The sequence below is a fragment of the Arthrobacter sp. Soil764 genome (assembly GCF_001428075.1).
Taxonomy (GTDB): Bacteria; Actinomycetota; Actinomycetes; order Actinomycetales; family Micrococcaceae; genus Arthrobacter.
Map to the genome: position 1 here is coordinate 1 of NZ_LMSI01000005.1, position 25,146 is coordinate 25,146.

Genomic DNA, 25,146 nt, shown 5'->3' on the forward strand with positions numbered 1-25,146 from the left:
TGGGTCGCTGGCCGCGACGGGGCACGGGCACGGGACGATGACCGCTGTGCTGTTGGGGTTGGAGGGGTTCCATCCGGAGCTGATCCTGCCGGCGGAGGTGGAGGAGCGGCTGGCCTCGATCGAGGAGACTGGGATGCTGAACCTGGCCGGTGCGGTGCCGTTGCCGTATGGGGTGAAGGACATGGTGYTGCGGCCGTTGACGGTGTTGCCGCGGCACACGAACGGGATGACGTTCACGGTGTCCGATGCAGAWGGTTCGGTGCTGCATGCGGCGACGTTCTTCTCGGTCGGTGGCGGSTTCATCGTCCGGGAGGGTGAGGAGGACGCGGCGCAGCAGGAACTGGACGCGTCCAAACAGGAACTGCCGCTGCCGTTCCGGACCGCCGCGGAACTGCTGGAGCACTGCGCGGTGACCGGGCTGGGCATCGCCGACGTGATGCTCGTGAACGAGAAAGCCTCCCGCACCGAGGAGCAGATCCGGGCGGGGCTGCTGCACATCTGGTCGGTGATGGAAAACTGTGTGGCCACCTCCCTGAAGCGTGACGGGGTGTTGCCGGGCGGGTTGAAGGTCCGCCGCCGCGCCCCKGACTGGTACGAACGGCTSAARAAGGAAACCGCCGAYATCCGGGACGAGGAGCAGGACGGGGACTGGGACGCSGTCCGCTTCGACCCCCGGTATTGGCAGGAGTGGGTTAACTTGGTGGCCCTGGCGGTAAACGAGGAGAACGCCTCCGGCGGCCGGGTGGTCACCGCCCCGACCAACGGCGCGGCCGGGATCATTCCCGCGGTGCTGTTCTACGCCCTGCACTTCGCCCCCGGTATGGACCGGGCCAGCCARRCSGACCGGGACGACGTGGTGGTGAAGTWCCTGCTCGCCGCCGGCGCGGTCGGGGTGCTCTACAAGGAACAGGCCTCSATCTCCGGGGCCGAGGTGGGCTGCCAGGGCGAGGTGGGCTCGGCGTCCTCGATGGCCGCCGCGGGCCTGGCCGAGGTGATGGGCGGGACCCCGGCGCAGGTGGAGAACGCCGCGGAGATCGCGATGGAACACAACCTGGGCCTGACGTGTGACCCGATCGGCGGGCTGGTCCAGGTCCCCTGCATCGAACGGAACGCGATCGCCGCTGCGAAAGCGATCAACGCCGCGAAAATGGCGCTCTGGGGCGACGGCACCCACCGCGTCTCCCTGGACGAAGTCATCATCACCATGCGCGAAACCGGCAAGGACATGTCCTCCAAATACAAGGAAACCGCCATGGGCGGCCTCGCCGTCAACGTCGTCGAATGCTGACCACAACAAACCCGNACAACCTGGGCCTGACGTGTGACCCGATCGGCGGGCTGGTCCAGGTCCCCTGCATCGAACGGAACGCGATCGCCGCCGCGAAAGCGATCAACGCCGCGAAAATGGCGCTCTGGGGCGACGGCACCCACCGCGTCTCCCTGGACGAAGTCATCATCACCATGCGCGAAACCGGCAAGGACATGTCCTCCAAATACAAGGAAACCGCCATGGGCGGCCTCGCCGTCAACGTCGTCGAATGCTGACCACCACCAACACGGCACGGTGGGCACGGCAGCTGACTGGTGTTCCCTGCGCCTAGTTGTGCGCTGCCGCCCACCAGTTCAGGCTGGCAGCGAACACCAGCCATGACATGTAGGGCAGCAGGAGCAGTCCGGCCGTCCGGCTGATGGGGCCGAAAAACAGGACCGTTACCGCGACGGCGGCAATCAGGGCAAGGATGACGACCAGCCCCAGCCACAATGCCGGTGTGCCGAGGGCGGGGTAGAGGGCAAAGAACGCCGGGGTCCAGGCGAGATTGAGGACCAGCTGGACGGCGTAGGCGGCCAGCGCCGACCGTGTCCGGTTGGTCCGCTTACGCCATACCAGCCAGGCGGCCACGGCCATTGCGGTATAGAGGATGGTCCAGACGGGGCCAAACACGCCGTTGGGAGGGGACCACGGTGCCTTGTCGGCGGTGGCGTACCAGCCCGTGACATTGGCCGCGGAAGCCAGGCCCCCCAGTGCTGCCACCACCAGGGACGCCACCAGGAATCCGATGAGCGCGGCCACCTGAATCCCGGCGCTGTAGGGCTGCCTGCCGCTTCCCATGCGAGCTGTGGTTTCTTTCCCATTCGGCCTCATGCCTCAACCCTTGTTCAACGCCAACAGCGCCGTCAAGCGGGCACCCGGCACGGCGGAAGGCGCGCTGTCCCGCCGTGCGGGGAAATGCCGGAAGCACATCAGGCTTTAGACTTGAGGCTGCATGTCCGCACGCATCCAGAAGTACAGAAACCGCGCACAGACCCGATTGGACAAGGCCCCCTTGCGACAATTCACCGCACGTTTTGCCACCGCCGAGGAAATCGAAAACTGGGACAAGCACGTCACGGCCAACCCGAACGGCGGCAATATGCTGCAGTCCGCAGCCTACGCATCGGTCAAGAACGGAAGTGGCTGGAAAGTCCGGTTCCTGGTGCTGGAAGGCGACGGAAACGCCAGCTACAACCTGGTGCTGGAGAGGAGCTTCCCCGTCCTGGGACGGTTGTGGTACCTGATCAAGGGCCCCGACCTGGCGGCTGCAGCGGACCTTGGAGCCGCCCTTGAAGCCTGCGCATCCTTTGTCCGCAGCAGGAAGCTGAACGTCTTCACCATCAAGGTGGAGCCGGACATCATCGATTCCGACGAGGCGCAGGAGGAACTGCGCGAAGCCGGCCTGGTCAAGGCGCCCAATATCCAGTCCAACGACTCCACCGCCCTGCTGGACATCTCCGGCTCTGAGGAGGAAGTCTTCAAAGCCATCTCCTCGCGCGCCCGCAATGCCGTCCGGCGCGCCGAGCGCGAGGGCTGCCAGGTGGTCCGGCAGGAACAAGGACCTGAATCCTACCGCGCCCTGTACGACCTGATGGCCAACACCGTCAACGCCAAGGGATCCATGCCCCTGCGCAGCTACGACTACTACGCACGGTTCTGGGACGAGTTCTGCAACCGCGGCCAGGGAAACTTTTTCTTCACCTACGAGGACGGAAAACCCAGCGTTGGCGCATTCGTCATCAACTACGGTGCCAAGGCAACCTACAAGGACGGCGGTTCCACGCAGAACCGCAAGCAGTACGGGGACTCGCACCTGGTGCAGTGGGCCGCCATCCGGCGGATGCAGGAGCTCGGCTGCACGGAATACGACTTCTGCGGAACCCCGCCGGCTGCACGGATCAAGGACAAGACCCACAACCTCTACGGAATGGGCATGTTCAAGACCAGCTTCACCAAGACAGTCACCGACTTTGTCGGCTGCCACGACTTCGTCCTTTCCCCGCTGCGGCACCGGCTCTGGGTCAAGGGCGGCGAAAAGGTCTTCCGCCGCATCGAAACCGCAAGGACCGGCCAGCAGTTCTACTGACCTGACGCCGCCACACCGAAAAACCAACGCGACCCAGCAGGCCCCGTACACATCCGTTGCGGCCCGCTCCGAACACCGCCCGTCCAGCGCGTGCCCACCAGGCCGCGAAGAGTCCAGAAGAAGGTCACCCCTTGAATCCAGTTACCGCCGCTACCGGGCTTGAGTACGCCAACCTCAGCGACGCCGAATTTGAGGCCTTCGCCCTGAAGCACCCGCAGAACAGCTTCCTGCAGTCCATCGATTTTGCCCGCTTCCAGCGGTCCCGCGGCCAGCAGGTGGAACTCTTCGGCGTCCGGCGCAACGGGGAACTGGTGGCAGCAGGAAAGCTGAACTACACCACCACCCGCCTCGGGTACACCGTCTGCGAATGCGCCAAGGGCCCCCTCATGGACTACACGGACAGTGAACAGGTACGTGCCGTCGTCGAACTTCTGCGCAAGCACGCGGCACGCCGCAAGGCCGCCGAACTCCGGATCTCGCCGAACGCCAGGTACATCGCCCGCGATGCTGACGGCGCCGAGCACCCCGAGATCGAGGACAACCGGCCCCTGGTGGCCGACCTGGAACGGCTGGGGTTCCGGCACCAGGGCCTGGACATGAACTTCGTCAACGTCAACTGGATGTTCATCAAGAACCTGGTGGGCATCCAGGACGCCGAAGAACTGATCATGAGCACCAGCTACCGGACCCGCAAAGCCATCCGCAAGGCCGAAAAGAACGGCGTCTTCCTGGAGCAGGCCACCCTGGAAACCCTGGACGATTTCTACGGCGCCCTGAGCCGTGCCGGTGACGAAAAGGGATTCGTCTACCGCGAACGCGAATACTACGAACACCTGCTCCGCACCACCTCTGCGGAATTCACCAAGCTGATGATGGCCAAGATCGACATCCCGGCATACCGGAAATCCATCACCGAGCGCCTGGCCACCGAATCCGCCACCGCAGCAGATCTCCGCCGTGAGGTGGAGGAGACCGGCAGCAAGAAGAAAGCCAACCGCCTCAAAGTGGTCCAGGACCTGGTGGACAGCTACGAGCGGAGCCTGAAGGACATCGAAAGGTTCCCCGATTCGGTAGGGACTGCCACCGTGGCAGCCATCCACTTCGTCTGCTACGGCGACGAGGTGGTGTGCGTCATCGGCGGCACCGTCCAGGACTACATCTACTTCAACGGCGCCACCTCCCTGTACTGGGGAATGATGCTGCATGCACTCGAGAAGGGATACCCGAGGTACAACTTCTACGGCACCTTCGGCATCTCCGGCCAGGACGAGGAAGGCCACGGCGGCTACGAATTCAAGAAGGGATTCGGCGGGGAAGTGGTCCAGCTGGTGGGCGACTTCGTCCTGCCGGTCCGGCCCGCCGTCTTCCACGCCAACCGGCTTGCCAGGTCCGCTGCGGCGGCCGCCCGCGCGCTGCTGGGCAAGCTGCCCCTGAAGCGTGCAGCCTGACCGTCATAAACCGCGTACAGGGAGGAAACGGGCATGACCGACCGGCCCGCACGGCCAGGGCACAGGCCGAAGACTGACGGCCTGCCCAAGACTGAACCGCTGACCCCTGCGCAGCTTCGGCAGGATGCTGCCGCCAAGAGGATGCTGCGCCGCCTGGTACAGGGGGAGAACCCGCCAACGGCACCGTTGAGCATCGTGGACCGGCTGGCCGGCAGCCCGTACGCCAACCCCACCATCCAGGTGGGTGGCGTGGATACGTCCGCCCGGAAAACCCTGGACTTCGCCCTGCACCTGGCCGAGACCATGTTCCGGTACGGTGCCGGCGCCCTCGAAGTGGAGACCAGCATCATCGCCGTCACCGCGGCCCTGGGGCTGAAGAACATCGAAGTGGACATCACCAACCAGTCCGTGGGCATCAATTACGCGCCCAAGGACCAGACCCCCATCGCCTTGCTGCGTGTGGTGCGGTCCTGGACCAACAACTATGCCGGCCTGGCAAAAGTGCACCAGCTGGTCACGGACATCGTGGCAGGCGGCGTGGGCCGTGACGAAGCGATCCGCCGGTTGAACGAGGCCATCACCAGCCCCAAGCCGTACCCGCGTTGGATGGTCACGGTGGCCTTCGGCATCTTCGCCGCCGTGTTTGTCGGCGTGCTCGGTGGCGGTCCCGTTTCCTCGGCAGTTGCCTTCGCGGCCAATATCGGTATCAGCCTGCTGGCCCGGCAGCTGGGGCGCTGGCGGGTGCCGGACTTCTTCATCACCGCCAGCTGCTCCTTCGTGGTCACCATGCTGGCGCTGCTGCTCTGGCAGTTCGGTCTCACCGCGTCGCCGTCCATCGTGGTGGTGGGCGGCATCCTGCTGCTCCTGCCCACCGGACGCCTGGTGTCCTCGGTGCAGGACGCCATCAACGGCTTCCCGGTGACGGCGGCCGGACGGTTCCTCTCCACCCTGCTGACGTTCGGCGCGATCGTTGCCGGGATCGCCGTGGCCTTCGTGGTGGGGGAGCTGACCGGGCTGCAGCGCATCGACGTCACGCAGACCTTCCCGCCCGCCTATGATCTGTGGGTCCTCATCATCTTCGTGGCCGCTGCAGTGATGGCCATCGGCATCACCGAACAGACCACCTGGAAGCTCCTGCTGCCCACGGCAGGCGTCGGCGTGGCGGGCTACCTCGTGCTGCTCGGCTGCGGCCTGCTCGGCATCGGCGACCGTTTCGCCCCTGCCATCGCCGCCGTCGTCATTGGGCTGCTGGCAAGGGTGGTTGCCTTGCGGATGGGGGCGCCCCAGCTTGTGGTGGCAGTTCCCGCCGCCCTGATCCTGCTGCCGGGCCTCACTATATTCCGTTCCATGTATGTCTTGACCGTCGAGGAGTCCGAAATCCTGGCCGGCGCGGGAGGAATGCTCAGTGCCGGGGCGATCGTGCTGGGAACGGCCGGGGGAATCGTCCTGGGCGACGTGCTGGCCCGCCCGCTGACCCGCAGCCTTGCAAGCAACGAGCGGCGCCGGGCCCGCCGCCGCTAGCCTTCAGCAGCAGGTCCGCCTAGATCTGGCCGACGGGGAGCTTCTTCTCGGCCTGGAATACATCCTCCACCCGGCCCTGCGCCCAGTACCCGGAGAGTGACACCTGCCGGCGCTCCAGCCCGCGCTGCTTGAAGAAGACTTCGCGGAGGGACTTCATGTAGGCGCGTTCGCCGTGCGCAAACACATCCACAGTGCCGCCGGGCCACTCGGCGTCCGCCACTGCCTTGGCCAGCAGGTCGCTGGAACCTGCAGGAGTGCCGTTGCGGGCCAGCCAGGTGATGTCCAGCCCGGCGGGAGCGGAGATGGGCTGGATGTCGGCCTCGGAACCAACCTCAAGGAAGGCAAGGCCGGTGGCGTCGGCCGGCAGCGCCTCGATGCAGGCGGCGATGGCCGGCAGCGCCGCTTCATCTCCTGCGAACAGGTACCAGTCCGCGTCCGGGTTGGGGTTGTAGGCGCCGCCGGGGCCCGTGAACGTGAGGTTGTCGCCGGGCTGGGCCGCGGCTGCCCAGGGACCCGCCAGGCCCTCGTCGCCGTGGACCACAAAGTCGATGGCCAGCTCCCGTGCCTCCGGGTCCACCCATCGCAGTGTGTAGGTGCGGGTGAACGGCCATTGTTCGCGCGGCATGGTTTCCCGGACAGCCCACAGATCCAGCGGGGAGGGGTAATCCACGCCGGGCTGGGGGAAGACGATTTTCACGTACCGGTCCGCGAAGCCGTTGTTGGCGAAGTCGCTGAAGCCCTCTCCGCCGGCCACGATCCGGACCATGTGCGGCGACAGTTGCTCCTTGCGCAGCACGGTCAGGTTGACCTGGGGTCGGCTCTTCTTCGTGGCGCTGGTGGCGGCGGGGACGGTGCTCATAAGGCAAGCCTAAGCTAGGGCGACGGCGGGAGCTCCCAGGTTACGGCCGGCGCACCTTGTTCACGCAGCAGTTGGTTGACGCGGCTGAACGGCCGGGAGCCAAGGAAACCGCGGGAGGCGGACAGCGGGCTTGGGTGGGGGCTGCTGACGGCGGGGGCACCGGCCAGGAGCGGCCGGACGCCCTCGGCCTCCTTGCCCCACAACACCGCCACCAGCGGTTTCCTGGACCCGTCCGCAGCCCGACGGTTGGCGAGGGCGGTGACTGCCGCCGTCGTAATCTCCTCCCAGCCCTTGCCCCGGTGGGAAGCCGCCGAGCCTGCCCTGACAGTGAGCACGCGGTTCAGGAGAAGCACACCCTGCTCCGTCCACGCCGAGAGGTCGCCATGGGCACGCGGCGGAATGCCAAGGTCCGACTCAAGCTCCTTGTAAATGTTCACCAGGCTGCGGGGGAGGGGCCGGACGTGCGGCTCGACGGAAAATGACAGGCCGACGGCGTGTCCCGGCGTGGGGTACGGGTCCTGCCCAACGATGAGGACCTTCACGTCCTCGAAGGGCTGGCGGAAGGCGCGCAGGACGTTCGACGGCGGCGGCAGGAGTTGGTGCCCCGCCGCCTCTTCAGCGGCCAGGAAGGTCAGGACCGACCGGAGCTTGCCCTCCACGCCCTGCAGGGCCGCCGTCCAGTCCGGAGCCATGAGCTCCGCCAGGGGCAGGGCAGCCAGGTCTGCGAAGCGGGCTCCGTCCGCCGGGTCCTGCTCCAGCTCGAAGAGCGCGTCCGATTCAAACATCGTTCCATTCTTGCAGGCGCCCTCCTTGCGGGCGTTCGGCTAAAGACCTCCCGACGGCCCCAACCTCCAGCGGGGCGGCGGCGAATGACACTGGTGTTATTCGACCGGTAGCATGGGGGTAAGACATTTACCGTAACCAGCGAAGGAGTGTGCCGTGGCGGAACCGGCCCGGGAACACCTGCCGGAGCAGGATCCGCGGAAGTCCCTCCTGGCGGATTTCACCCTCCGTGAGTCCTCCCTCTCCGAGCGGGAACAGCAGATGCTGGCCCTGGAACGGCAGTGGTGGAAGTACGCCGGGGCCAAGGAACAGGCCATCCGCGACCTGTTCGACCTCTCCGCGACGCATTATTACCAGCTCCTCAACGCCCTGATCGACCGGGAGGATGCCCTGGCCCACGATCCCATGCTGGTGAAGAGATTGCGTAGACTACGTACGTCGCGCCACCGCGCGCGCACCGCCCGGCGCCTGGGATCAGACGCTTAATACGCCCAGGCCGGGACAACCGCCGCAATCAACAAGGATGTCCTTCCACCATGACCAGATACGCCCGCGATGAATTCGACAAGGTCCCGGAGGCCGCGTCGCGACAAGGTGTCCACCGGACGGCCTCGGCCCCGTCCCGGGTGCGGCTCTGGCCCATCCTGGCGGTGGGAATGGCGGCCCTGGCCATTGGGCTGGTGTCCTTCCTGATCCTTCCCAAGCTCGGGCTGAACGCCACGGTGAGCCAGGCATCGGCAAACGTGGAGTCCGCCCCGCTGGCCGGCACCGGAACCACCCCCTCGGCCACCCAGGCATCCGCTCCTCCTGCTGTGCCGGCGCCGTCTGCTTCGTCCGCGCCAACCCAGAGCAATGACCCAGAGCCCCAGGCGAGACCTTCCGCAACCACCCCGCAGGCCGTCGTCGACAGGACCCAGGCCGTTGCCGTCTATAACGCCGCAGGCACTGCGGGCCTGGCCAGCCGGGTGGGCGGAACGGTCCAGGCTGACGGGTGGCGCCTGGGCCAGGTGGGCAACTGGTCCGGCGCCCCACAGAAATCCTCCGTGATCTTCTACTCCGGCCCCCAGCAGCTGGCCAGCGCGCAGGCGCTTGCCGAGCTGCTCAACATCCCCACAGTGGTAAGCAGCACCGAATTCCAGGTGCCGCTGGTGGTAGTGCTGGGCCCCGGATACCGGTAGCCGCACCCGCTCCAGTCACGCCTGCATAACGTTCCTGGTCCACGGCAGGCCGCTGTCAGCGCCGGGCTGCGGGGATTGGCTAGAGTGATTTCCAGGCCAGGGCCGGCCCGGCTCTAAGCCCCACGGTCCGGTCCCACCCGGCCCCCAACGGAAAGAGTTGTTCATCATGGCACTGGGAACCGTCAAATGGTTCAACGCTGACAAGGGCTATGGCTTCATCACCGTTGACGGCTCCGGTGACGACGTCTTTGTCCACTGGTCCGCGATCCAGGGGGAGGGCTACCGCGCCCTCGATGAAGGACAACGGGTGCAGCTGGACCTTGGGGAGGGCGAAAAAGGCCCCCAGGCGGAAAACGTCCGGCCCGCCCAGTGATGCTGTTTCAGAGGTCCGCAGTCCGCGTCCGTCCGGCACTGGCCGTTTCCCTGGTAGCCGTCCTGGCGGTCACGGCATGTTCGGGGGCCGGCGGCAACGCCAGGGTGGACACAGCGGAAGCCTCCGGAGACGGTGTGCTGCGGGTGGGCCTGATCCTGGACAACACCGGCAACAACGCCTTCCTTAATGCGCCCCAGTTGGCCGCCGCCAAGCTGGCCATCCAGGAGATCAACGCAGCCGGCGGACACAAAGGCCGGCCGGTGGAGCTGCTCCCGGCGCGTCCCGACCGGGAAGCCGCAGGGCAGGCGAGTGACCTGGTGGACGCCAAAGCGGATGTGGTCATTGGACCGACAGATTCCACCCACGCAACCGCCGCTGTGGACGTCCTGTCCCGCGCGCATATACCCCTCATCTCGCCGGCCAACACCGCTGCCGCCCTCTCCGGAATCGCCAGTGGAGGCTACTACTTCCGCACCGCTGCCGCCGACGTCGCACAAGGGCCCGTGCTTGCCAAGCTCGCCAGGGACGCCGGGGCGGCCACCATCAGCGTGCTGCACCAGGAAGGCGCCTACGGCAAGGACCTCTCGGCTGCCGTCACGGAGGCTGCCCGGCAGTCCGGCCTCACGGTCCTGCCCGGGGCCGGTTTCAAGCCCGGTGATGCCGCCCAGGCCGCACGCTCCACCGCCAAGGCCAACCCGGACGCCGTCGTCCTCATTGCCCGGGAAGGTGCGCAGGGGGCATTGGCCGAGCTGAACAATTCCGGCCTCAACGGTTCGAAAATCATCCTCAGCGATGGCGGCTTCGCCCGCTACGGGTCAGGGCTCGCCTCCCGCGTCCTGGACGGCGCCCGCGCCGTGGTCCCCGGCCAGCTGCCCACCGCCGCCTTCCAGGGAAGACTCCTGGCCGTGGATCCATCCCTGAAGGATGTTTCCTATGCGGCTGAAACCTACGACGCCGTAACGCTGGCGGCACTGGCCGGTGCCAGGGCCCAGGATGACGCGGGACGCTCCATCGCTGCCAACCTGATCCCGGTATCGGGAGGGACTGCACCTGCGGGGAGTGGCAGTGCGGGCGCATCGGGGCCTGCCCCGTGCCTGACCTACAAGGAGTGCCTGGGCGGGCTCGCCGCCAGCCGGGACATCAATTACGACGGCGAATCGGGCCCGGTTGCCTTCGATTCCAACGGGGATATCACCAGCGCCGTTTTCTCCGTCTACAGATATGGCCCGGACAACAACCCCAGCCCCACAGGCCGGGAGACGGCCGGACGCACTGGCTGATCGCCCTGGGCGAAGCGACTCCCTTTACCCGGCAGCCCGGCGTCTTTTCGCTTGCACTCTCACCTGGGGAGTGCTAATTATTGAGTTAGCACTCTGACGTACCGACTGCTAAAGCAAAGCCTGGTCCCGGCCGGCAGCGCGTGGCACCGGTCGAGGAGCGAAAGAAACACCTCACTTCAGTGAGATCCGCACCCGGAGGCATACAGAGGCCGCCGTCAAAGGATCGTCCGTCGCGGGCACTGCAGCGAAGGTTCATTCTTAACGACTGTCCCGAAAGGACTACTGCCGTTATGGCCAAGATCATTGCATTTGATGAAGAGGCACGCCGCGGCCTTGAGCGTGGCCTGAACACCCTCGCCGACGCCGTTAAGGTCACCCTCGGCCCGCGTGGACGCAACGTCGTCCTCGAAAAGAAGTGGGGCGCCCCCACGATCACCAACGATGGTGTTTCCATCGCCAAGGAGATCGAGCTGGACGATCCTTACGAGAAGATCGGCGCCGAGCTGGTCAAGGAAGTTGCCAAGAAGACCGACGACGTCGCCGGTGACGGCACCACCACGGCTACCGTGCTGGCACAGGCCCTGGTCAAGGAAGGCCTGCGCAACGTTGCCGCCGGCGCCGACCCGCTGTCCCTCAAGCGCGGCATCGAGAAGGCCGTTGACGCCGTCACCGCCGAGCTGCTGAACTCCGCCAAGGAAATCGAAACCAAGGAAGAGATCGCGGCCACCGCCTCCATCTCCGCCGGTGACGACGAGATTGGTGCGCTCATCGCCGAAGCCCTGGACAAGGTGGGCAAGGAAGGCGTCATCACGGTCGAGGAGTCCAACACCTTCGGCCTGGAACTCGAGCTCACCGAAGGCATGCGCTTCGACAAGGGCTACATTTCCGCCTACTTCGTCACGGACACCGAGCGCCAGGAAACGGTCCTCGAGGATCCGTACATCCTGATCGTCAACTCCAAGATCTCCAACGTCAAGGAACTGGTTGCTGTCCTGGAAAAGGTCATGCAGTCCAACAAGCCGCTGCTGATCATCGCCGAGGACATCGAGGGCGAGGCCCTGGCCACCCTGATCGTCAACAAGATCCGTGGCACCTTCAAGTCCGTCGCCGTCAAGGCTCCGGGCTTCGGTGACCGCCGCAAGGCCCAGCTGGCCGACATCGCCGTCCTCACCGGCGGCCAGGTCATTTCCGAAGAGGTTGGACTCAAGCTGGAGAACGCCGGCCTGGAGCTCCTGGGCCAGGCCCGCAAGGTTGTTGTCACCAAGGACGAGACCACCATCGTCGAAGGTGCCGGCGACGCCGACCAGATCGCAGGCCGCGTTTCCCAGATCCGCGCCGAGATCGAGAACTCAGACTCCGACTACGACCGCGAGAAGCTGCAGGAACGCCTGGCCAAGCTGGCCGGCGGCGTGGCAGTCATCAAGGCCGGTGCCGCCACCGAGGTTGAGCTCAAGGAACGCAAGCACCGCATCGAGGACGCAGTCCGCAACGCCAAGGCTGCAGTTGAAGAAGGCATCGTTGCCGGTGGCGGCGTGGCCCTGATCCAGGCCGGCGCCAAGGCATTCGCCAACCTTCAGCTGTCCGGCGACGAGGCAACCGGTGCCAACATCGTCCGTGTTGCCATCGACGCCCCGCTGAAGCAGATCGCCTTCAACGCAGGCCTCGAGCCCGGCGTGGTTGTGGACAAGGTCCGCGGCCTCCCCGCAGGCCACGGCCTGAACGCAGCAACCGGCGAGTACGTCGACCTGCTGGCTGCCGGCGTCAACGATCCCGTCAAGGTAACCCGCTCTGCCCTGCAGAACGCGGCTTCGATCGCCGGCCTGTTCCTCACCACCGAAGCAGTGGTGGCTGACAAGCCGGAGAAGAACGCTGCTCCCGCAGGCGGAGACGACATGGGCGGCATGGGCGGCATGGGCGGCTTCTAAGCCTTCCTGCCGGGACCTGTCCCGCTAAACAAAATGCGGCCCCCTCGTTTGTGAGGGGGCCGCATTTTTGTGTCCGGTGGAATTACTTGCGGGCCGAGTCCAGCATTCCCTGGACTTCCTCTTTAAAGGCTTCCGCCGCAGCCTGCGGAGTCATCCGGTCATACAGCACTTCATCCGTGTACCGCTTGATGACGTTCTGGACGCTGCCTGCACCTACCGGCGGGACCGGCGGTGCCTCCTTGATGTCCGGCCCCAGGTCCTTCAGGAAACCAACCACGGTGGTGTCGGCCGGCTTGAGTTGCGGGGTGATGCCGGCAACGATTTCCGAGTTGGTGGGGACGCCCCTGTCGGTCATCAAAATGGCGCCCGCCTCCGGGCTGTTGGTCAGGTAGTTGATGAACTCGGCGGCCTGCTGGGGATGCTTTGAGCGGGAGGACGCTGACCAGAACATGCTGGGCTTGTAGTACATGCCGTTGCCGGCCGAGGTTCCATCGACGCTGGGGGCCCGCAGCATCTTGATGCTGCTGCCGGTGGTGGCCTGAAGCGAACCAAGCTGGTTGGTCCACCACCAGGCCATGCCCACCCGGTTCGTTCCGAACAGGCTTTCTTCGAGGCCGGCGCCTGCATCCTCGGTGGCCACGGTGGCCGGCGGGCTGGCCTTGGAGTCGCGCTGTTCCTTCAGCCGTTCCCAGAAGGAGGCCGCAGTGGCGGTCTCAAAGTCGAGCTTGCCGTCCGCCGAGTACAGGTTCTCCCCGTGCTGGCGGAGCCAGATGATCAGGTCGGCTTCGTTGCTCCCATAAGCGGCCCCGTAGCTCTTTCCGTCTCCTGCTGCGCTGATCTTCGCCGCCGTCTCCACGAAGTCTTTCCACGTCCACGTCTTGTCGTCCGGAACGGGCACTCCCGCGTCCTGGAAGACCTTGGTGTTGGCCATGATGACGTAGGCGTTCTGGCCGGTGCTCAGCCCGTACTGGGCGCCGTCGTACTGGCCGGAGGCCAGTGCTTCCTTGTCCAGTTTTGAGGTATCGATGCCGTTCTGTTTGGACAGGTCCAGCAGCGCTCCGCGGCCGCCGTACTCTGCGATGTATTTCTGGTCCATCTGGATGACGTCCGGCGCATCATTGGCGGCAGTCTTGGTTGCCAGCTTGTCCCAGTAGCTGGACCATTCGCCCGGTTCGGCCTTGATCTTGATGTTGGGGTGCGATGCTTCGAAGGCCGCGATGACCTTGTCCGTCTGTGCGTTCAGGTATTCATTTCCCCACCAGGCGAACCGCAGGGTGACCTGGCCGTTGTCGCCTGACCCGCCGGGGGCTCCGCAGCCGGTGGCCAGGATGGAGAGGGCCAGTGCGGCGGCACCCATCTGGAAGCGGCGTCGGCTTACGACTGGAATCTTCATTGATGTTCCTTCCGGATTGGCTCCTCTCCGTGGGGGCAGCAATGGTTGTTGACCACTCCAGTGAGAAACCGCTTTCTTAGGTAATGCTGTGATTGTTTCGCGGGGCCGCCGCTTTCGTCAAGAACATTCGGTAAACGTTTTCCCGCACGTGAGGGAGGTCGTGCCTATTCCGCGTTCGCGCCCACGGACCTGGCCCGGCACGCGAGCCTGCCAAGCGCGCAAGGGCGGGGTCGACCGTTCGGGATCCTGGCCGCCAGTGGCATTCCGTTGTCCGTGGCTTCTGGCAGGATGGATTGGTGACGATTACTGCAGCGGCTGATGGTTCGGCCTTGGGAAATCCCGGCCCGGCCGGTTGGGCCTGGTATGTGAATGACGATTGCTGGCGGGCCGGCGGCTGGCCGCACGGTACCAACAACCAGGGCGAGCTGATGGCTGTCCTTGACCTCCTGCGCGCAACCGCGCATCTGCCCGGGGAAGACCTGCGCATCCTTTGCGACAGCCAGTATGTCATCAACTCCATTACCAAGTGGATGCCGGGCTGGAAGCGCAAGGGCTGGCGCAAGGCTGATGGAAAGCCCGTCCTGAACGTGGAACTGTTGAAGGAACTCGACCGCGCATTGGCCGGCCGGACCTACACGTTTGAGTGGGTCAAGGGCCACGCCGGCCATGAGCTGAACGAGGCTGCCGACGAACGGGCCAGGGCCGCGGCGACTGCCTACCAGCAGGGAGTGGCAGCAAGGTCCGGCCCCGGCTTCCCCGGCGGACACCATCCTGGCACACACCAAGCCGCTTCCGGGCGTGCCGCGAATGCCCAGGCACCCTCCGGCAGTGGCCTGCAGCCCGCCACCCTGGACATCCCTTCCGCCACCCTTGACATCCCGGCCGCTGCATCTGCGCGCCAGGCAACGCGACCCGGCGCCGGCGCACCTGCGGCGGGCGGCGGCCGGCCCCCGGCCATACCTGAACCGGTCGCTGCCTTCGATGAACTGGACCTGTTCAGTGAACTGGACAGCGAAGCCCTTGAAGAGGCCGAGGCAACGCAGCAGGCCGGCTCCATCCCGCCCGAGGCCCTGGTGGAAGAACTCGAACGCGAGCTGCTGGGGCCACTGGTCCGGGGGGATATCGGCCGGACCGCTGTCCTGCTGCACCCGGACTTCATGGAGATCGGCAGCTCCGGAAGGGTCTGGACCCGGGACGCCATGATGATGGCCCTCGAAGAGGACCCAGGAGAACGGACCGACATCGAGATCCTGGGTGTTGACCGCATCGGCGCCGGCGCCGTCCTCCTCACCTACCGGAGCTTCGCCCGCTCCGGTACCACGCTGCGCAGCTCGCTGTGGGTCCTGGACGGCGGCCGGTGGCGGCTGCGGTTCCATCAGGGAACGCCGGAAGCCTAGGTCCCCATCCGGCTGGACCGGATCGTCAGCTGAACCGCTGCGTGTTCCCCTGCTCGGCCTGGACATACGTGGCGGCGGCAGAGGCCAGGGCCGCGTTGATGGATGCCAGCGACGCCTCCACCCGGCCTTGGGTGATGGTCCATTCGGTGACGAGCGCCTGGAAGCTGGTGGCCGCGGAACCGCGCCATGAACCCTGTAGTTCGTCGAGGCCGCGCTTCATTGTTTGCACATCGGTACTGATCCGGTCCACGGTTGCCTGGACGTTGGCGGATTTCAGCTGCAGTAATTCAGTGTCGACGGAAATGATGCTCATGGCTGTCCCTTTCGAACGGCGGGCGGGAACGCCCGCGCCCGGCGGATCCGGGCTGCTGGAATCAGCCTATGGAGCAGGGGCAGGAGCCAGCCATGGCCGGCGGCTATATGTGGATAACTGATCCGCCGCCAGTGGCTTCGGCAGGGGCAGCAGTGTCCTGCCCGTCCACGCCGTCAGTGCTGGCTGCGTCCTCACGCCGCGGAAGGCTGACCACCAGTGTGGCGCCGCCGCCGTCGGTCTTTTCCACCCTTACCGACCCGCCATGGGATCCCACGATTGCCGCCACGATGGCGAGCCCAAGGCCGCTGCCGCCCGTTTCCCTGGTCCGGGAGGTGTCAGCCCGGTAAAAGCGTTCAAAGACCTTGGCTGCATCCTCTTCCGAAATGCCCGGCCCATGGTCCCGCACTTCGATGACCGAACGTTCCCCGGCGTCGGTCCTGCGGACTCCGACGGCGAGTTCGATGGGGCTGCCTTCAGGGGAGTAGCGCAAGGCGTTGCCCACGAGGTTGCCCACCACCTGGCGCAGCTTGGCCTCGTCCCCAAGCACCGGGGCCGGTGCCGCCGGTCCGTCGTCGAGCCCGGTGAGCGTGATGAGCCGGGACCGGTCACTGGCCTGGGTGTCAACCACGGCGTCGTGCGCAATGAGCTGAAGGTCCACCGGCTTCTGCTGCAGCGGCCGCTGTTCATCGAGGCGGGCCAGCAGGAGCAGGTCCTCCACCATGGACCCCATGCGTTTGGCTTCGCTTTCGATCCTGCCCATGGCGGTGGCAACGTCTTCGTCCGTGGCGAGGGCGCCATGGCGGTACAGCTCGGAGAATCCCCGGATGGTGACCAGGGGAGTGCGCAGCTCGTGGGATGCGTCAGCGGCGAAGCGGCGCATCCGTGCTTCGGAAGCGGTCCGGGCAGCGAACGCGGTCTCGATGTGCGCCAGCATGGCATTCAGCGAACTGCTCAGCCTGCCAAGCTCGGTTGCCGGGTTCTCCACCTCAACACGGCGGGAGAGGTCACCGGCGGCAATCGCAGCAGCCGTCTTCTCCACGCGGGCCAGGGGCCGGAATGACCGCGACACGGTCCAGCTGGCAATCAGTGAGGCCAGCAGAAGCGTCAACAGGCCCACGCCGGTGACCACCAGGGTGGCATGCTTGAGGACATCGTCAACGCTCTCCAGGGGCAGTCCGATGACCACCACGGCGGTGGTCTGGCCGTTTTGGACAGTTACGGCAACCACCCGCCAGTTTTCGCCGTCAGTCCCGCGGACCTGGAAGGGCGCCAGCCCGCGGGCCTGTGCCTGCTCCACGGTGATGGCGCTGATGTCGGGGTGGTCGGCGGGATTCCCGCCGAACGTGTACGGCTCCTCACCCGGGGCGAAGAGCATCAGCGAATAGTCGGTGGGAATGGAACTGGGTGCCTGCAGTTGGGTGAACGAGCGTTGTTTCCGGGCAGAGTCGACGGCGGCATTCAGCTTGTCGTCCACCTGGCCCTGGAGATAGCTGTGCAGCAGGGTCAGCGTGACCGTCCCGGTGACCGTCAGGGCCACGATCAGCAGGGCCATGATCATGGCCACCAGCTGCGACCTGAGCGAGGCCGATTTCCACCGCTTAAGCAAGGTCAGCGCTTTTCAGCCGTCCGCAGCACGTAACCCACGCCGCGCTTGGTCTGGATGAGGGCAGGCGCCTCCGGGTCGATGTCCACTTTCCGCCGGAGGTAGGAGATGTAGGACTCAACGATGGAGGCGTCGCCATTGAAGTTGTATTCCCAGACGTGGTCCAGGATCTGCGACTTAGACAGGACCCGGTTGGGGTTGAGCATGAGGTAGCGCAGCAGCTTGAATTCGGTGGGGGAGAGTTCGATGACCGTGCCCCCGCGCCGCACCTCGTGGGCGTCGTCGTCGAGTTCCAGGTCGTCGACCCGGATCACCGCGTCATCGTCCAGGAGGGGCTGCGTCCGGCGGAGCACGGCGCGGATCCGGGCCACCACTTCGTCGAGGCTGAAGGGCTTGGTCACGTAGTCGTCGCCGCCTACCGTAAGGCCGGTGACTTTGTCCTCAGTGTCGTCCTTCGCCGTGAGGAAGAGGACCGGGAAGTGCTTTCCGGAGGCACGGAGCCGGCGGGTCACGGTGAATCCGTCCATGTCCGGGAGCATGACGTCCAGTACGGCCAGGTCAGGGGCGTGGGTGTCCGCTGCGGCCAGGGCGTCGCGCCCGTTGGCGGCGGAGACCACTTCAAAGCCGGCGAACCGCAATGAGGTGGAGAGGAGCTCTCGGATGTTGGGTTCATCATCGACGACGAGCAGCCTGGCTTCTGGACCGTTCTTGTTCATGCTCCCATCATGCTCCCAGTGTCTGGGAGTTGTCTGGATATTCGTTGTGAGCATGATGAGGGCAGGCTTGCACCTACCAGTCCATGGTTCCGGGCTCCCCTTTGAAGGGCCCCACCACCCGGCTGGTGATCCAGCCGCCATAGAAGCGGCCGGGCTGCGCACGCACCCGTTCCCCGTCCACTTCGCAGTAATCCATCCTTCCCGGGTAAACGGCAACCCGGTCAGCGAGCACCTCAAACCCGGACGCGGGCTCGGGATAGGACCAGGCGGCGCCCTCCGCCTCCTTCCCGCCGCCGCGCACGGTCAGGTAATCCGCCGCGCCCTTGAACTCGCAGAAGCTGCTGCCCGCAGCGGGTTCCAGCGCGCCGGGGACAAATGCCGACTGCAGCACGTAATACACCGGTGGATGGCTGGTCTCAAGAACGCGGAGGGAATCGGTGGTGTCAAGGATGACCTCGCCGCCCAGGACGATGCGTACCCGTTCGGTGCTCGGTTCGATCCGCGGTGGACGGGGATAGTCCCAGACGGACTCCTGGCCGGGCCCTGGCACGTCGGGAATGATTCGTGGACTCATGCTTCCAGTGTGCGTCCGGGACCGCTGTTCCGCACGCCTCCGCATGCGGGAACCCAATTCACGGCAAGAACGTTCACCGCCCCGCGTCTTCCGCAGCACTGCACCCGGGAATACAGTGATGCTTGCCGGGCGGCCAAGCCCGGCACCAGCGTTCCAACGGATCACCTGTCGCTGCCTCCACCGCTGCCGGTGACCTGCACCAACACGGTAGTTACCCCATAATTCCTGGCCCATCGAAGGGGATAGACCATCATGACTGACCTGAGTGCTTCTGAAAACGCAACAGCCAACGACCGCAGCATCCGTGACTGGGCCGACCTTGCCGAGGAGATGTGGTCTTATCTCACCGGCAAAGGCGCCGCCATAAATTACCAGTTCATCGATATGACGGTGGAAGTTCCACGCGACATCGGCCCCGATGCCCCGCGTGCCACGTGGAAGCTCAACGGCAGCCTGCGCGTCACCACCAGTGACAGGGATGCCGCGGGGTCGGACGCGAACCGCGGTTGACGGACATGCCGGAGTACCGCCTGGACCTTAATCTGGACTTCTCCTACACGGATGCGGCGGGGGCTGTCACAACGGGCAGCGCCAAGGCTGCGGGAACGGAAGTAACGGTGTCCCTGGCGGGTTTGGCACCGTTGACCGGCGGTGGACTGCCCTCACTTGAGGAGATCAAACCACTGGCAGAGCTGCTGGCCGGCAAGGGTGTCAGCATCACGGTGGCCGGCCCTGATGGAAACATCCTCAGCCTGGGCAAGGTTGACAGCCCTGCCTCCCAGCGGCTGATTACGCGTTCGCCCCACATCAAGCTCGGGAAGCTCGGCTCCCTGCTGCCGCTGGTCCGCCAGGGCAGGCGGAAGCCCAAAGGCCTGCCGCTGCTGCCGCCGTCCACACCCCTGCCGCTGGTGCCTACCGTCCAGCGGAAGATCAAGCGCCGCATCACCACCACCCACTACGCCAGGGGCGGCGGGCGGCCGCGGCTGATCTTTGTCCAGGACGCCGCGACCTGGACCGGGCAGATCCCGCGGGAGGTGACCCTGACGGAGGACGTGACAACGATCGGCAGCGGTGCGGGGGCGGATGTCCGGCTGGACGGCCTGGAGGAGCTGCACGCCGAAATCAGGCACGACGGGCAGGACGAATACGTCCTGGTGCCGAACGGCCCCGTGAGCGGCAGCGTCTCCCGGACCGGACCATCTGTCCTGCGGACCGGGGCAAGGATCCAGATGGGGCAGTGGTGCCTGGCCTTCTTCCGGGAGGAGTTTGCGGACCACGGCCGTCCCTACGGCGGCCGCAGCGGCGGGGAGCTGGCCTACGAACGTCCGCAGCTCGATCCCAGGACAGGGACCGTGGAGCGGGACAGCTCCGAGGGCGTGACGTGAGTGGCGTGCACGCTGGCTACTCCGCCGCGTGCACGTCCTTGGCGTCCATGATCCGGTAGGCATACCCCTGCTCGGCCAGGAACCGTTGGCGCTTGGCGGCGAAGTCCTGGTCCAGGGTGTCCCGTGCCACCAGCGAGTAGAAGCGCGCCGCCCGGCCGTCCTTCTTGGGCCGCAGCAGCCGCCCCAGCCTTTGCGCCTCCTCCTGCCGGGAGCCAAAGGAGCCGGAGACCTGGATGGCCACCGAGGCCTCCGGCAGGTCAATGGAAAAGTTGGCCACCTTGGACACCACAAGGGTCTGCAGTTCCCCGGCGCGGAACGCGTCAAAGAGTTTCTGCCGTAGCTTGACGGAGGTATCGCCCTTGATCACCGGTGCCTGCAGGCGCTCGCCGAGGTCGTCCAGCTGGTCGATGTACTGGCCGATCACCAGCAGCTGCTCTCCGGCGTGCCGTGCCACCAGCTGTTCCACCACCTGCGTCTTGGATTCGGAGGTGGCACACAGCCGGTACTTGTCGGCGTCGTCGGCCATGGCGTAGGCAACGCGTTCGTCTTTCGGCAGGTCGACGCGGACCTCGACGCAGTCGGCCGGCGCGATGTAGCCCTGGGATTCGATGTCCTTCCAGGGCGCGTCATACCGCTTGGGCCCGATCAGGCTGAACACCTCGCCCTCGCGCCCGTCCTCGCGCACCAGCGTTGCGGTCAGCCCAAGCCGGCGGCGGGCCTGCAGGTCTGCGGTCATCCTGAAGATCGGTGCCGGCAGCAGGTGGACTTCGTCGTAGATGATCAGTCCCCAGTCGTGCCCGTCCACCAGCTCCAGGTGGGGGTAGATGCCGCCGCGCTTGGTGGTCAGTACCTGGTAGGTGGCGATGGTTACCGGCCGGACTTCTTTGAGGGCCCCGGAGTATTCGCCCACTTCCTCCTCCGTGAGGGAGGTGCGCCGAAGCAGTTCGTCCTTCCACTGCCGGGCGGCGACGGTGTTGGTGACCAGGATCAGCGTGGTGGTGGACCCGGTGGCCATGGCGGCGGCCCCCACCAGCGTCTTGCCGGCGCCGCAGGGCAGCACCACTACGCCGCTGCCGCCCGCCCAGAAGTTTTCGCTGGCCAGGCGCTGGTAGGGGCGCAGTTCCCAGCCGTCCTCGTTGAGCGAGATCAGGTGCGGGGTGCCGTCCACGTAGCCGGCCAGGTCCTCTGCGGGCCAGCCGATCTTGAGCAGCAGCTGCTTGAGCTGCCCGCGCTGGGAGGCGTGCACCACCACCGTCTCGCCGTCGATCCTCGGGCCCAGCAGCGGCGCGATCTTCTTGGCCCGGATCACTTCCTCCAGGACCGGATAGTCGTCCGTCCGCATGACCAGTCCGTGGCGCGGGTCCTTTTCGAGGCGCAGCCGGCCGTACCGCGACATGGTTTCCTCCACGTCGATCAGCAGCGAATGCGGAACCGGAAAGCGCGAGTACTTCAGGAGCGCGTCCAGCACCTTTTCCGCATCCAATCCGGCGGCGCGTGCATTCCACAGTCCCAACGGGGTCAGCCGGTAGCTGTGCATGTGCTCGGGGGCCCGCTCCAGTTCCGCGAACGGTGCGATGGCGTGCCGGGCCTCAGTGGCCAGCTCGTGGTCCACCTCGAGGAGGATGGTTTTGTCGCTTTGGACGATCAGGGGTCCGTCGGTCACGCGGGGGATCCTTTACTGGCGCAGTTCCTCTGCGGCCTCGATGTCGATGATGCGGTGGACGGACAGGACCCGTTCGGTGTCCTTGGCAGGATCGAACACGCGGACCCGGCCCCCGCTTACAGAGAGCGGAACAACAACTTCCAGGCTGGCATTCCCCAGGTTGTCCACCACGTTCATGTTGATGCGCTGCTTCAGCCGGATGGCCCGTTGCAGCGCTTCAAGCCCCAGCTGGGTTGCTGCCTCGCCGTCCGCACCGGAGTGGTGTCCGACGGCGGGGCCCGCCTGCCGCAGGACGTCCAGCTGGGCTTCGACCTCCTCGGCCGGCGGCGCGATTCCCGGAGCGGTGTACACGGGACGGGGGCTTTCCTGTGCTGTGGCAGGCCGCCGCAGGTGCCCGGCGGGTTCGGCGCCGTCGACGGACGGGGACAGGCCCAGGTTGCGGAGTGCGGCGGCCAGTTCGCGCGGTGGTGCCGATGACGTCAAAACCGTGGGGGACAGCCTGGCCAGGCCAAGCTGCGCCGCCTTGGGTCCCGCCAGCAACTCCCGGAGCGCTGCTTCGTCATCGCTCTGGATGAAGCTTGAGGCCTGGCCCACCCGAAGGCTGCCGTGCCGGGAAGCGGTGTCCTCCACCAGGTACTCCAGCGGCTGGGGAACAGCGGTGGCGGAGTGTTCCCGCAGGAAGGCCAGCAGGCCGGCGGCGTCGTAGCCCTGGTCGAGTGCCCGTTTAATGGACGCCGCCGAAAACCGGTAGATGGTGGCGGGGCCCTGCCCCTCGGCGTCGGCCATGACCAGGAGTTGCTCTGTCAGGGCGGGAGCGAGGTAGCCGGGCGCAACAGCGGTGAGGTCGGCCTGCAGCAGCACGTGGTTCAGGGCGGCCGGCAGGTGCTCGCCCAGGATGGCCAGGGCGGCATCGGGATTGTCTTCGGCGAAAGCGCTCCCTAATTGGCTCAGGGCACCCGACCCCACCAGGCCCAGCAGTTCAGCCTCGGCGAGGACCCCGCGGATGAGGGAACTGAACCGCCGGGCCATCCGCGGCTGTGACCATTCCGCACGCTCCAGGACCGCAGCGGCATCAAGGACGGGCACGGCACCGTCCGGCCCTTCGGCTTCCAGCGTGAGGTCGTGCAGGATCTCCAGGATGCGCTTGCGGACCACGGGCGCGTCCGGCCGTTGCGCCCCGGCGGACAATGCCGCGATGGTGGTTCCCGATGCGCCCCGGGACGGGCCCCCGGGTACCGTGTTCACGGGCTGGCCCACCATGGAAGGCACGCGCTCGCTGGCGAGCCATGCGTTCACCAGCCACAGCCATTGTTCCTGCCGCGGCAGGAAGAGCCACTCCAGCTGCGGCGGCTGCACCCATGAGGACGAGTCGACGTCGAGGCGGATCAGCCCTGCCAGCCCGCACAGCTCCAGCAACCGGCCAGCCGCGTCCTGGTCGATGCGCAACTGGTCGGACAGGCGGCGCATCTCACGGACTCCCACCCCGCCGCTGCGCAGCGTGGCCAGCGGGGTTTCCTTCACGGCATGCAGCAGTTCGGAGACCAGCCGCAGGGTTTCCGAGATGGCGCTGAGTGCTGCGTTCCTGCGCAGTGCCGAGGTGGTTCTGCCCAACTCGGGAACCGGCGGTGAGAGGGTGAAATCGTTAATGATCGCGCCATCGCGCAGGGCCAGCCCCACGCTGTGCGGCAGTTCCACGTGGGCGGCGTCCAGCGGAACCAGCAGCCCGCGCGCAAGGAGCCAGTCAACGGGCCCGACGTCGGCGCCTTCCGTGGTGACCGATGCCTTCCGTTGCGCCTGGGGGACGGCACCCATGGCCCAGTTGCGGAACTTGGCGAGCAGCGCCGTCGTCCGTTCCGGAGCCTTGGCGAGGATGTCCCGCAGTGCCTCGGGGGAGGAGGTCCAGTGCTGGAGCGCAAGGGCCGCCTCCATGGGCGTGGTGGCATCGTGGATGGCAAATCCGCTGCGGTGCAGCTCGGAGACCAGCTGGACCACCCGTTGGGCGAAGGCCGGCTGCAGGCGGACCAGTTCCGTGTAGCTGCGGCCCAACCCGGCGGGATAGATTCCCACCACGTCCTTGAGGGAGCCGACAGGGAGATAGAAGTGTTGACCGTCAGCCGGGGGAGGGGTGCCGTGCGGGGGAACGGCAGGATGCGCCAGGGCAAGTTCCTGCAGGGTGCCCATGATTTGCTCGATGACGGCCAGCGATGCACCCCGGATCAGCTGGTGGAGGCCCTCCGCCGAGGCGCTGTGGCCGGTATCTGTATTGGTGCACAGATGGAGGGTCTCAAGGACCTGCATCTGCGGCCGGTTGAGGCGCTCCAGGGCACGCTGCACGCTGACCCGCGAACTGGCCCGGGCCGCCAGTGCCGCGAAGTCAGGAACAGGCGGGGAAATGAGGTCCGGCCGCGCGGCGAACAACGCGCGCAACGAGTCGTTGCTGCGCGCCTCCAGGTCCTTGCCGAGCGCACGAATGAGGGACATCAGTTCAACGTTACCGCGGCTCCCGCTTCCCCGCCCGCCGCCGGGCGGCAACGCCGTCCAGGACCAGCAGGAGCATCAGGATGAAGGCCACCGGCAGGCCATAGAGGGCCGAGTAGGTGACCCATGCGGGGGCAACGGAGTCCGCGAAGGCCAGGGCCATGACTGTTCCCACAGCGACGAGGGAAAGTACGGCAATAACTGCGGCGAGGACCATCAACGGCCGCCGGTAACGCGATGGAGTCATGGACGTAACGGTACAGCGGCCGGACTGCCGCCCGTGAAAGCCGGGGAGCTTGCGCCTGGGGCGGAACGGTGCGGCCGGAAGCATGATTAGGGCATGCGGCAGGATAACCTTGAAGGATACAGACCAACACGGTTTGCGCTGGCCATACCCTGAACCCGCACAACAATGCGGACGCGGTGGCAGCGGGCCGTGTCTCATGACAGCAGAACGAAGAAGGTTGATTACGTGCCTACCGGCAAGGTCAAGTGGTATGACAAGGACAAGGGCTTTGGCTTCCTCGCGGGCGAAGACGGCCAGGAGGTCTTCCTGCCCAAGTCGTCACTGCCTGATGGAGTGACGGAACTGAAAGCGGGCACCCGGGTGGAATTCGGGGTGGCGGACGGCCGCAAGGGCGCCCAGGCCCTGGGCCTGCGGGTGCTGGATAAGACACCGTCGATCGCCAAGGCCAAGCGCCCCAGCGCGAAGGACCTCGCCCCGCTGGTGCAGGACCTGGTGACCGTCCTGGACAACCTGTCCGGAACCCTGTCCAAGGGAAAGTACCCGGACGGCAACAAGGGCAAGGCCATTGCTGCCGCCCTGCGCAAGGTCGCCGACGAGCTGGACGTTTAGGCG

At 66.2% G+C, this 25,146-nt stretch carries 24 protein-coding genes and 1 pseudogene; 14 read left to right on the forward strand and 11 right to left on the reverse strand.

All coding sequences use genetic code 11. The features are described 5' to 3' along the window. Positions 1–1,288: L-serine ammonia-lyase (locus ASG86_RS04865; protein ID WP_056331364.1), on the forward strand; the 1,288-nt coding region annotated here is incomplete at its 5' end. A 15-nt stretch (positions 1,289–1,303) separates the two neighbouring features. Then, positions 1,304–1,545 (forward strand): annotated as a pseudogene (locus tag ASG86_RS04870) (L-serine ammonia-lyase, iron-sulfur-dependent, subunit alpha); the annotation flags it as partial. Positions 1,546–1,597: 52 nt separating this feature from the next. Here the strand turns inward: ASG86_RS04870 and ASG86_RS04875 are convergent. Continuing rightward, positions 1,598–2,110, reverse strand: coding sequence for a TspO/MBR family protein (locus tag ASG86_RS04875; RefSeq protein WP_235565102.1), 513 nt, complete (start codon positions 2,108–2,110; stop codon positions 1,598–1,600). Between the two features lie 154 nt (positions 2,111–2,264). Here ASG86_RS04875 and ASG86_RS04880 point away from each other — a divergent pair, with 154 nt between their 5' ends. The 3 genes from ASG86_RS04880 (at position 2,265) to ASG86_RS04890 (ending at position 6,367) form a co-directional block, all read left to right on the forward strand. After that, complete coding sequence (locus ASG86_RS04880) at positions 2,265–3,398, forward strand: lipid II:glycine glycyltransferase FemX (RefSeq protein WP_082566676.1); 1,134 nt, start codon at positions 2,265–2,267, stop codon at positions 3,396–3,398. 131 nt (positions 3,399–3,529) lie between these two features. Further along, positions 3,530–4,846 carry a peptidoglycan bridge formation glycyltransferase FemA/FemB family protein gene (locus ASG86_RS04885; RefSeq protein WP_056331085.1) on the forward strand — a complete coding sequence of 439 codons (1,317 nt, stop codon included), beginning with the start codon at positions 3,530–3,532 and terminating at the stop codon, positions 4,844–4,846. Positions 4,847–4,879: 33 nt separating this feature from the next. After that, positions 4,880–6,367, forward strand: a complete 1,488-nt coding sequence (locus ASG86_RS04890; RefSeq protein ID WP_056331088.1) for a threonine/serine ThrE exporter family protein — start codon at positions 4,880–4,882, stop codon at positions 6,365–6,367. A gap of 19 nt (positions 6,368–6,386) precedes the next feature. On the opposite strand, the gene ASG86_RS04895 is transcribed toward ASG86_RS04890, so the two are convergent. Together ASG86_RS04895 and ASG86_RS04900 are read right to left on the reverse strand one after the other, a co-directional pair. Next, positions 6,387–7,226, reverse strand: coding sequence for a siderophore-interacting protein (locus tag ASG86_RS04895; protein ID WP_056331091.1), 840 nt, complete (start codon positions 7,224–7,226; stop codon positions 6,387–6,389). 14 nt (positions 7,227–7,240) lie between these two features. Then, complete coding sequence (locus ASG86_RS04900) at positions 7,241–8,011, reverse strand: uracil-DNA glycosylase (RefSeq protein WP_056331093.1); 771 nt, start codon at positions 8,009–8,011, stop codon at positions 7,241–7,243. A 154-nt stretch (positions 8,012–8,165) separates the two neighbouring features. On the opposite strand from ASG86_RS04900, the gene ASG86_RS04905 reads away from it, so the two are divergent. The 5 genes from ASG86_RS04905 (at position 8,166) to groL (ending at position 12,765) form a co-directional block, all read left to right on the forward strand. After that, positions 8,166–8,495 carry a DUF3263 domain-containing protein gene (locus ASG86_RS04905; RefSeq protein ID WP_018769531.1) on the forward strand — a complete coding sequence of 110 codons (330 nt, stop codon included), beginning with the start codon at positions 8,166–8,168 and terminating at the stop codon, positions 8,493–8,495. Between the two features lie 50 nt (positions 8,496–8,545). Then, positions 8,546–9,187, forward strand: coding sequence for a LytR C-terminal domain-containing protein (locus tag ASG86_RS04910; protein WP_056331096.1), 642 nt, complete (start codon positions 8,546–8,548; stop codon positions 9,185–9,187). Positions 9,188–9,353: 166 nt separating this feature from the next. Then, positions 9,354–9,560 carry a cold-shock protein gene (locus ASG86_RS04915; protein ID WP_156386126.1) on the forward strand — a complete coding sequence of 69 codons (207 nt, stop codon included), beginning with the start codon at positions 9,354–9,356 and terminating at the stop codon, positions 9,558–9,560. Next, complete coding sequence (locus ASG86_RS04920) at positions 9,560–10,840, forward strand: ABC transporter substrate-binding protein (protein ID WP_056331102.1); 1,281 nt, start codon at positions 9,560–9,562, stop codon at positions 10,838–10,840. Before ASG86_RS04915 ends, ASG86_RS04920 begins: the two co-directional genes overlap by 1 nt. 290 nt (positions 10,841–11,130) lie before the next feature. Then, complete coding sequence (groL, locus tag ASG86_RS04925; RefSeq protein ID WP_056331105.1) at positions 11,131–12,765, forward strand: chaperonin GroEL; 1,635 nt, start codon at positions 11,131–11,133, stop codon at positions 12,763–12,765. A gap of 82 nt (positions 12,766–12,847) precedes the next feature. Here the strand turns inward: groL and ASG86_RS04930 are convergent, their stop codons facing one another. Further along, positions 12,848–14,158, reverse strand: a complete 1,311-nt coding sequence (locus tag ASG86_RS04930; RefSeq protein ID WP_056331107.1) for an ABC transporter substrate-binding protein — start codon at positions 14,156–14,158, stop codon at positions 12,848–12,850. A 296-nt stretch (positions 14,159–14,454) separates the two neighbouring features. Between ASG86_RS04930 and ASG86_RS04935 the strand changes: the two genes are divergently transcribed. Beyond that, on the forward strand, positions 14,455–15,555 hold the full coding sequence (locus tag ASG86_RS04935; protein WP_056331110.1) for a ribonuclease HI family protein: 1,101 nt from the start codon (positions 14,455–14,457) through the stop codon (positions 15,553–15,555). 25 nt (positions 15,556–15,580) lie between these two features. Here the strand turns inward: ASG86_RS04935 and ASG86_RS04940 are convergent, their stop codons facing one another. The 4 genes from ASG86_RS04940 to ASG86_RS04955 form a co-directional block, all read right to left on the reverse strand. Then, positions 15,581–15,868: a WXG100 family type VII secretion target gene (locus ASG86_RS04940; RefSeq protein ID WP_056331113.1), complete on the reverse strand. Its 288-nt coding sequence runs from the start codon at positions 15,866–15,868 to the stop codon at positions 15,581–15,583. Positions 15,869–15,971: 103 nt separating this feature from the next. After that, positions 15,972–17,474 carry a sensor histidine kinase gene (locus tag ASG86_RS04945; RefSeq protein WP_056331116.1) on the reverse strand — a complete coding sequence of 501 codons (1,503 nt, stop codon included), beginning with the start codon at positions 17,472–17,474 and terminating at the stop codon, positions 15,972–15,974. Between the two features lie 2 nt (positions 17,475–17,476). After that, positions 17,477–18,187 (reverse strand): response regulator transcription factor, encoded by a 711-nt coding sequence (locus tag ASG86_RS04950; protein WP_056331118.1) that lies wholly within the window; start codon positions 18,185–18,187, stop codon positions 17,477–17,479. 73 nt (positions 18,188–18,260) lie between these two features. After that, a complete protein-coding gene (locus tag ASG86_RS04955; protein WP_056331121.1) occupies positions 18,261–18,761 on the reverse strand; it encodes a DUF427 domain-containing protein in 501 nt (166 codons plus the stop codon). Positions 18,762–19,013: 252 nt separating this feature from the next. Between ASG86_RS04955 and ASG86_RS04960 the strand changes: the two genes are divergently transcribed. Together ASG86_RS04960 and ASG86_RS04965 are read left to right on the forward strand one after the other, a co-directional pair. After that, positions 19,014–19,271 (forward strand): hypothetical protein, encoded by a 258-nt coding sequence (locus ASG86_RS04960; RefSeq protein ID WP_056331124.1) that lies wholly within the window; start codon positions 19,014–19,016, stop codon positions 19,269–19,271. Positions 19,272–19,276: 5 nt separating this feature from the next. Continuing rightward, positions 19,277–20,146: an FHA domain-containing protein gene (locus ASG86_RS04965; protein ID WP_056331126.1), complete on the forward strand. Its 870-nt coding sequence runs from the start codon at positions 19,277–19,279 to the stop codon at positions 20,144–20,146. Positions 20,147–20,162: 16 nt separating this feature from the next. Here ASG86_RS04965 and ASG86_RS04970 read toward each other — a convergent pair whose 3' ends face one another. The 3 genes from ASG86_RS04970 to ASG86_RS04980 are packed head-to-tail and all read right to left on the reverse strand — an operon-like array spanning position 20,163 to position 24,534. Next, positions 20,163–21,809: a DNA repair helicase XPB gene (locus tag ASG86_RS04970; RefSeq protein WP_056331129.1), complete on the reverse strand. Its 1,647-nt coding sequence runs from the start codon at positions 21,807–21,809 to the stop codon at positions 20,163–20,165. A 12-nt stretch (positions 21,810–21,821) separates the two neighbouring features. Further along, on the reverse strand, positions 21,822–24,290 hold the full coding sequence (locus tag ASG86_RS04975) for a helicase-associated domain-containing protein (protein ID WP_056331368.1): 2,469 nt from the start codon (positions 24,288–24,290) through the stop codon (positions 21,822–21,824). A 10-nt stretch (positions 24,291–24,300) separates the two neighbouring features. After that, positions 24,301–24,534, reverse strand: coding sequence for a hypothetical protein (locus ASG86_RS04980; protein WP_056331370.1), 234 nt, complete (start codon positions 24,532–24,534; stop codon positions 24,301–24,303). Between the two features lie 225 nt (positions 24,535–24,759). Between ASG86_RS04980 and ASG86_RS04985 the strand changes: the two genes are divergently transcribed. Continuing rightward, positions 24,760–25,143, forward strand: coding sequence for a cold-shock protein (locus ASG86_RS04985; RefSeq protein ID WP_056331132.1), 384 nt, complete (start codon positions 24,760–24,762; stop codon positions 25,141–25,143). The last annotated feature ends 3 nt before the right edge of the window (positions 25,144–25,146 follow it).

Excerpts from the sequence above, each read along its gene's own strand:
- ASG86_RS04940 (WP_056331113.1), bottom strand. The coding sequence starts at position 15,868 with ATGAGCATCATTTCCGTCGACACTGAATTACTGCAGCTGAAATCCGCC.
- ASG86_RS04975 (WP_056331368.1), bottom strand. The coding sequence starts at position 24,290 with ATGTCCCTCATTCGTGCGCTCGGCAAGGACCTGGAGGCGCGCAGCAAC.
- ASG86_RS04980 (WP_056331370.1), bottom strand. The coding sequence starts at position 24,534 with ATGACTCCATCGCGTTACCGGCGGCCGTTGATGGTCCTCGCCGCAGTT.
- ASG86_RS04895 (WP_056331091.1), bottom strand. The coding sequence starts at position 7,226 with ATGAGCACCGTCCCCGCCGCCACCAGCGCCACGAAGAAGAGCCGACCC.
- ASG86_RS04950 (WP_056331118.1), bottom strand. The coding sequence starts at position 18,187 with ATGAACAAGAACGGTCCAGAAGCCAGGCTGCTCGTCGTCGATGATGAA.
- ASG86_RS04880 (WP_082566676.1), top strand. The coding sequence starts at position 2,265 with ATGTCCGCACGCATCCAGAAGTACAGAAACCGCGCACAGACCCGATTG.
- ASG86_RS04920 (WP_056331102.1), top strand. The coding sequence starts at position 9,560 with ATGCTGTTTCAGAGGTCCGCAGTCCGCGTCCGTCCGGCACTGGCCGTT.
- ASG86_RS04955 (WP_056331121.1), bottom strand. The coding sequence starts at position 18,761 with ATGAGTCCACGAATCATTCCCGACGTGCCAGGGCCCGGCCAGGAGTCC.
- groL (WP_056331105.1), top strand. The coding sequence starts at position 11,131 with ATGGCCAAGATCATTGCATTTGATGAAGAGGCACGCCGCGGCCTTGAG.
- ASG86_RS04910 (WP_056331096.1), top strand. The coding sequence starts at position 8,546 with ATGACCAGATACGCCCGCGATGAATTCGACAAGGTCCCGGAGGCCGCG.
- ASG86_RS04915 (WP_156386126.1), top strand. The coding sequence starts at position 9,354 with ATGGCACTGGGAACCGTCAAATGGTTCAACGCTGACAAGGGCTATGGC.
- ASG86_RS04900 (WP_056331093.1), bottom strand. The coding sequence starts at position 8,011 with ATGTTTGAATCGGACGCGCTCTTCGAGCTGGAGCAGGACCCGGCGGAC.
- ASG86_RS04965 (WP_056331126.1), top strand. The coding sequence starts at position 19,277 with ATGCCGGAGTACCGCCTGGACCTTAATCTGGACTTCTCCTACACGGAT.
- ASG86_RS04875 (WP_235565102.1), bottom strand. The coding sequence starts at position 2,110 with ATGGGAAGCGGCAGGCAGCCCTACAGCGCCGGGATTCAGGTGGCCGCG.
- ASG86_RS04890 (WP_056331088.1), top strand. The coding sequence starts at position 4,880 with ATGACCGACCGGCCCGCACGGCCAGGGCACAGGCCGAAGACTGACGGC.
- ASG86_RS04960 (WP_056331124.1), top strand. The coding sequence starts at position 19,014 with ATGACTGACCTGAGTGCTTCTGAAAACGCAACAGCCAACGACCGCAGC.
- ASG86_RS04930 (WP_056331107.1), bottom strand. The coding sequence starts at position 14,158 with ATGAAGATTCCAGTCGTAAGCCGACGCCGCTTCCAGATGGGTGCCGCC.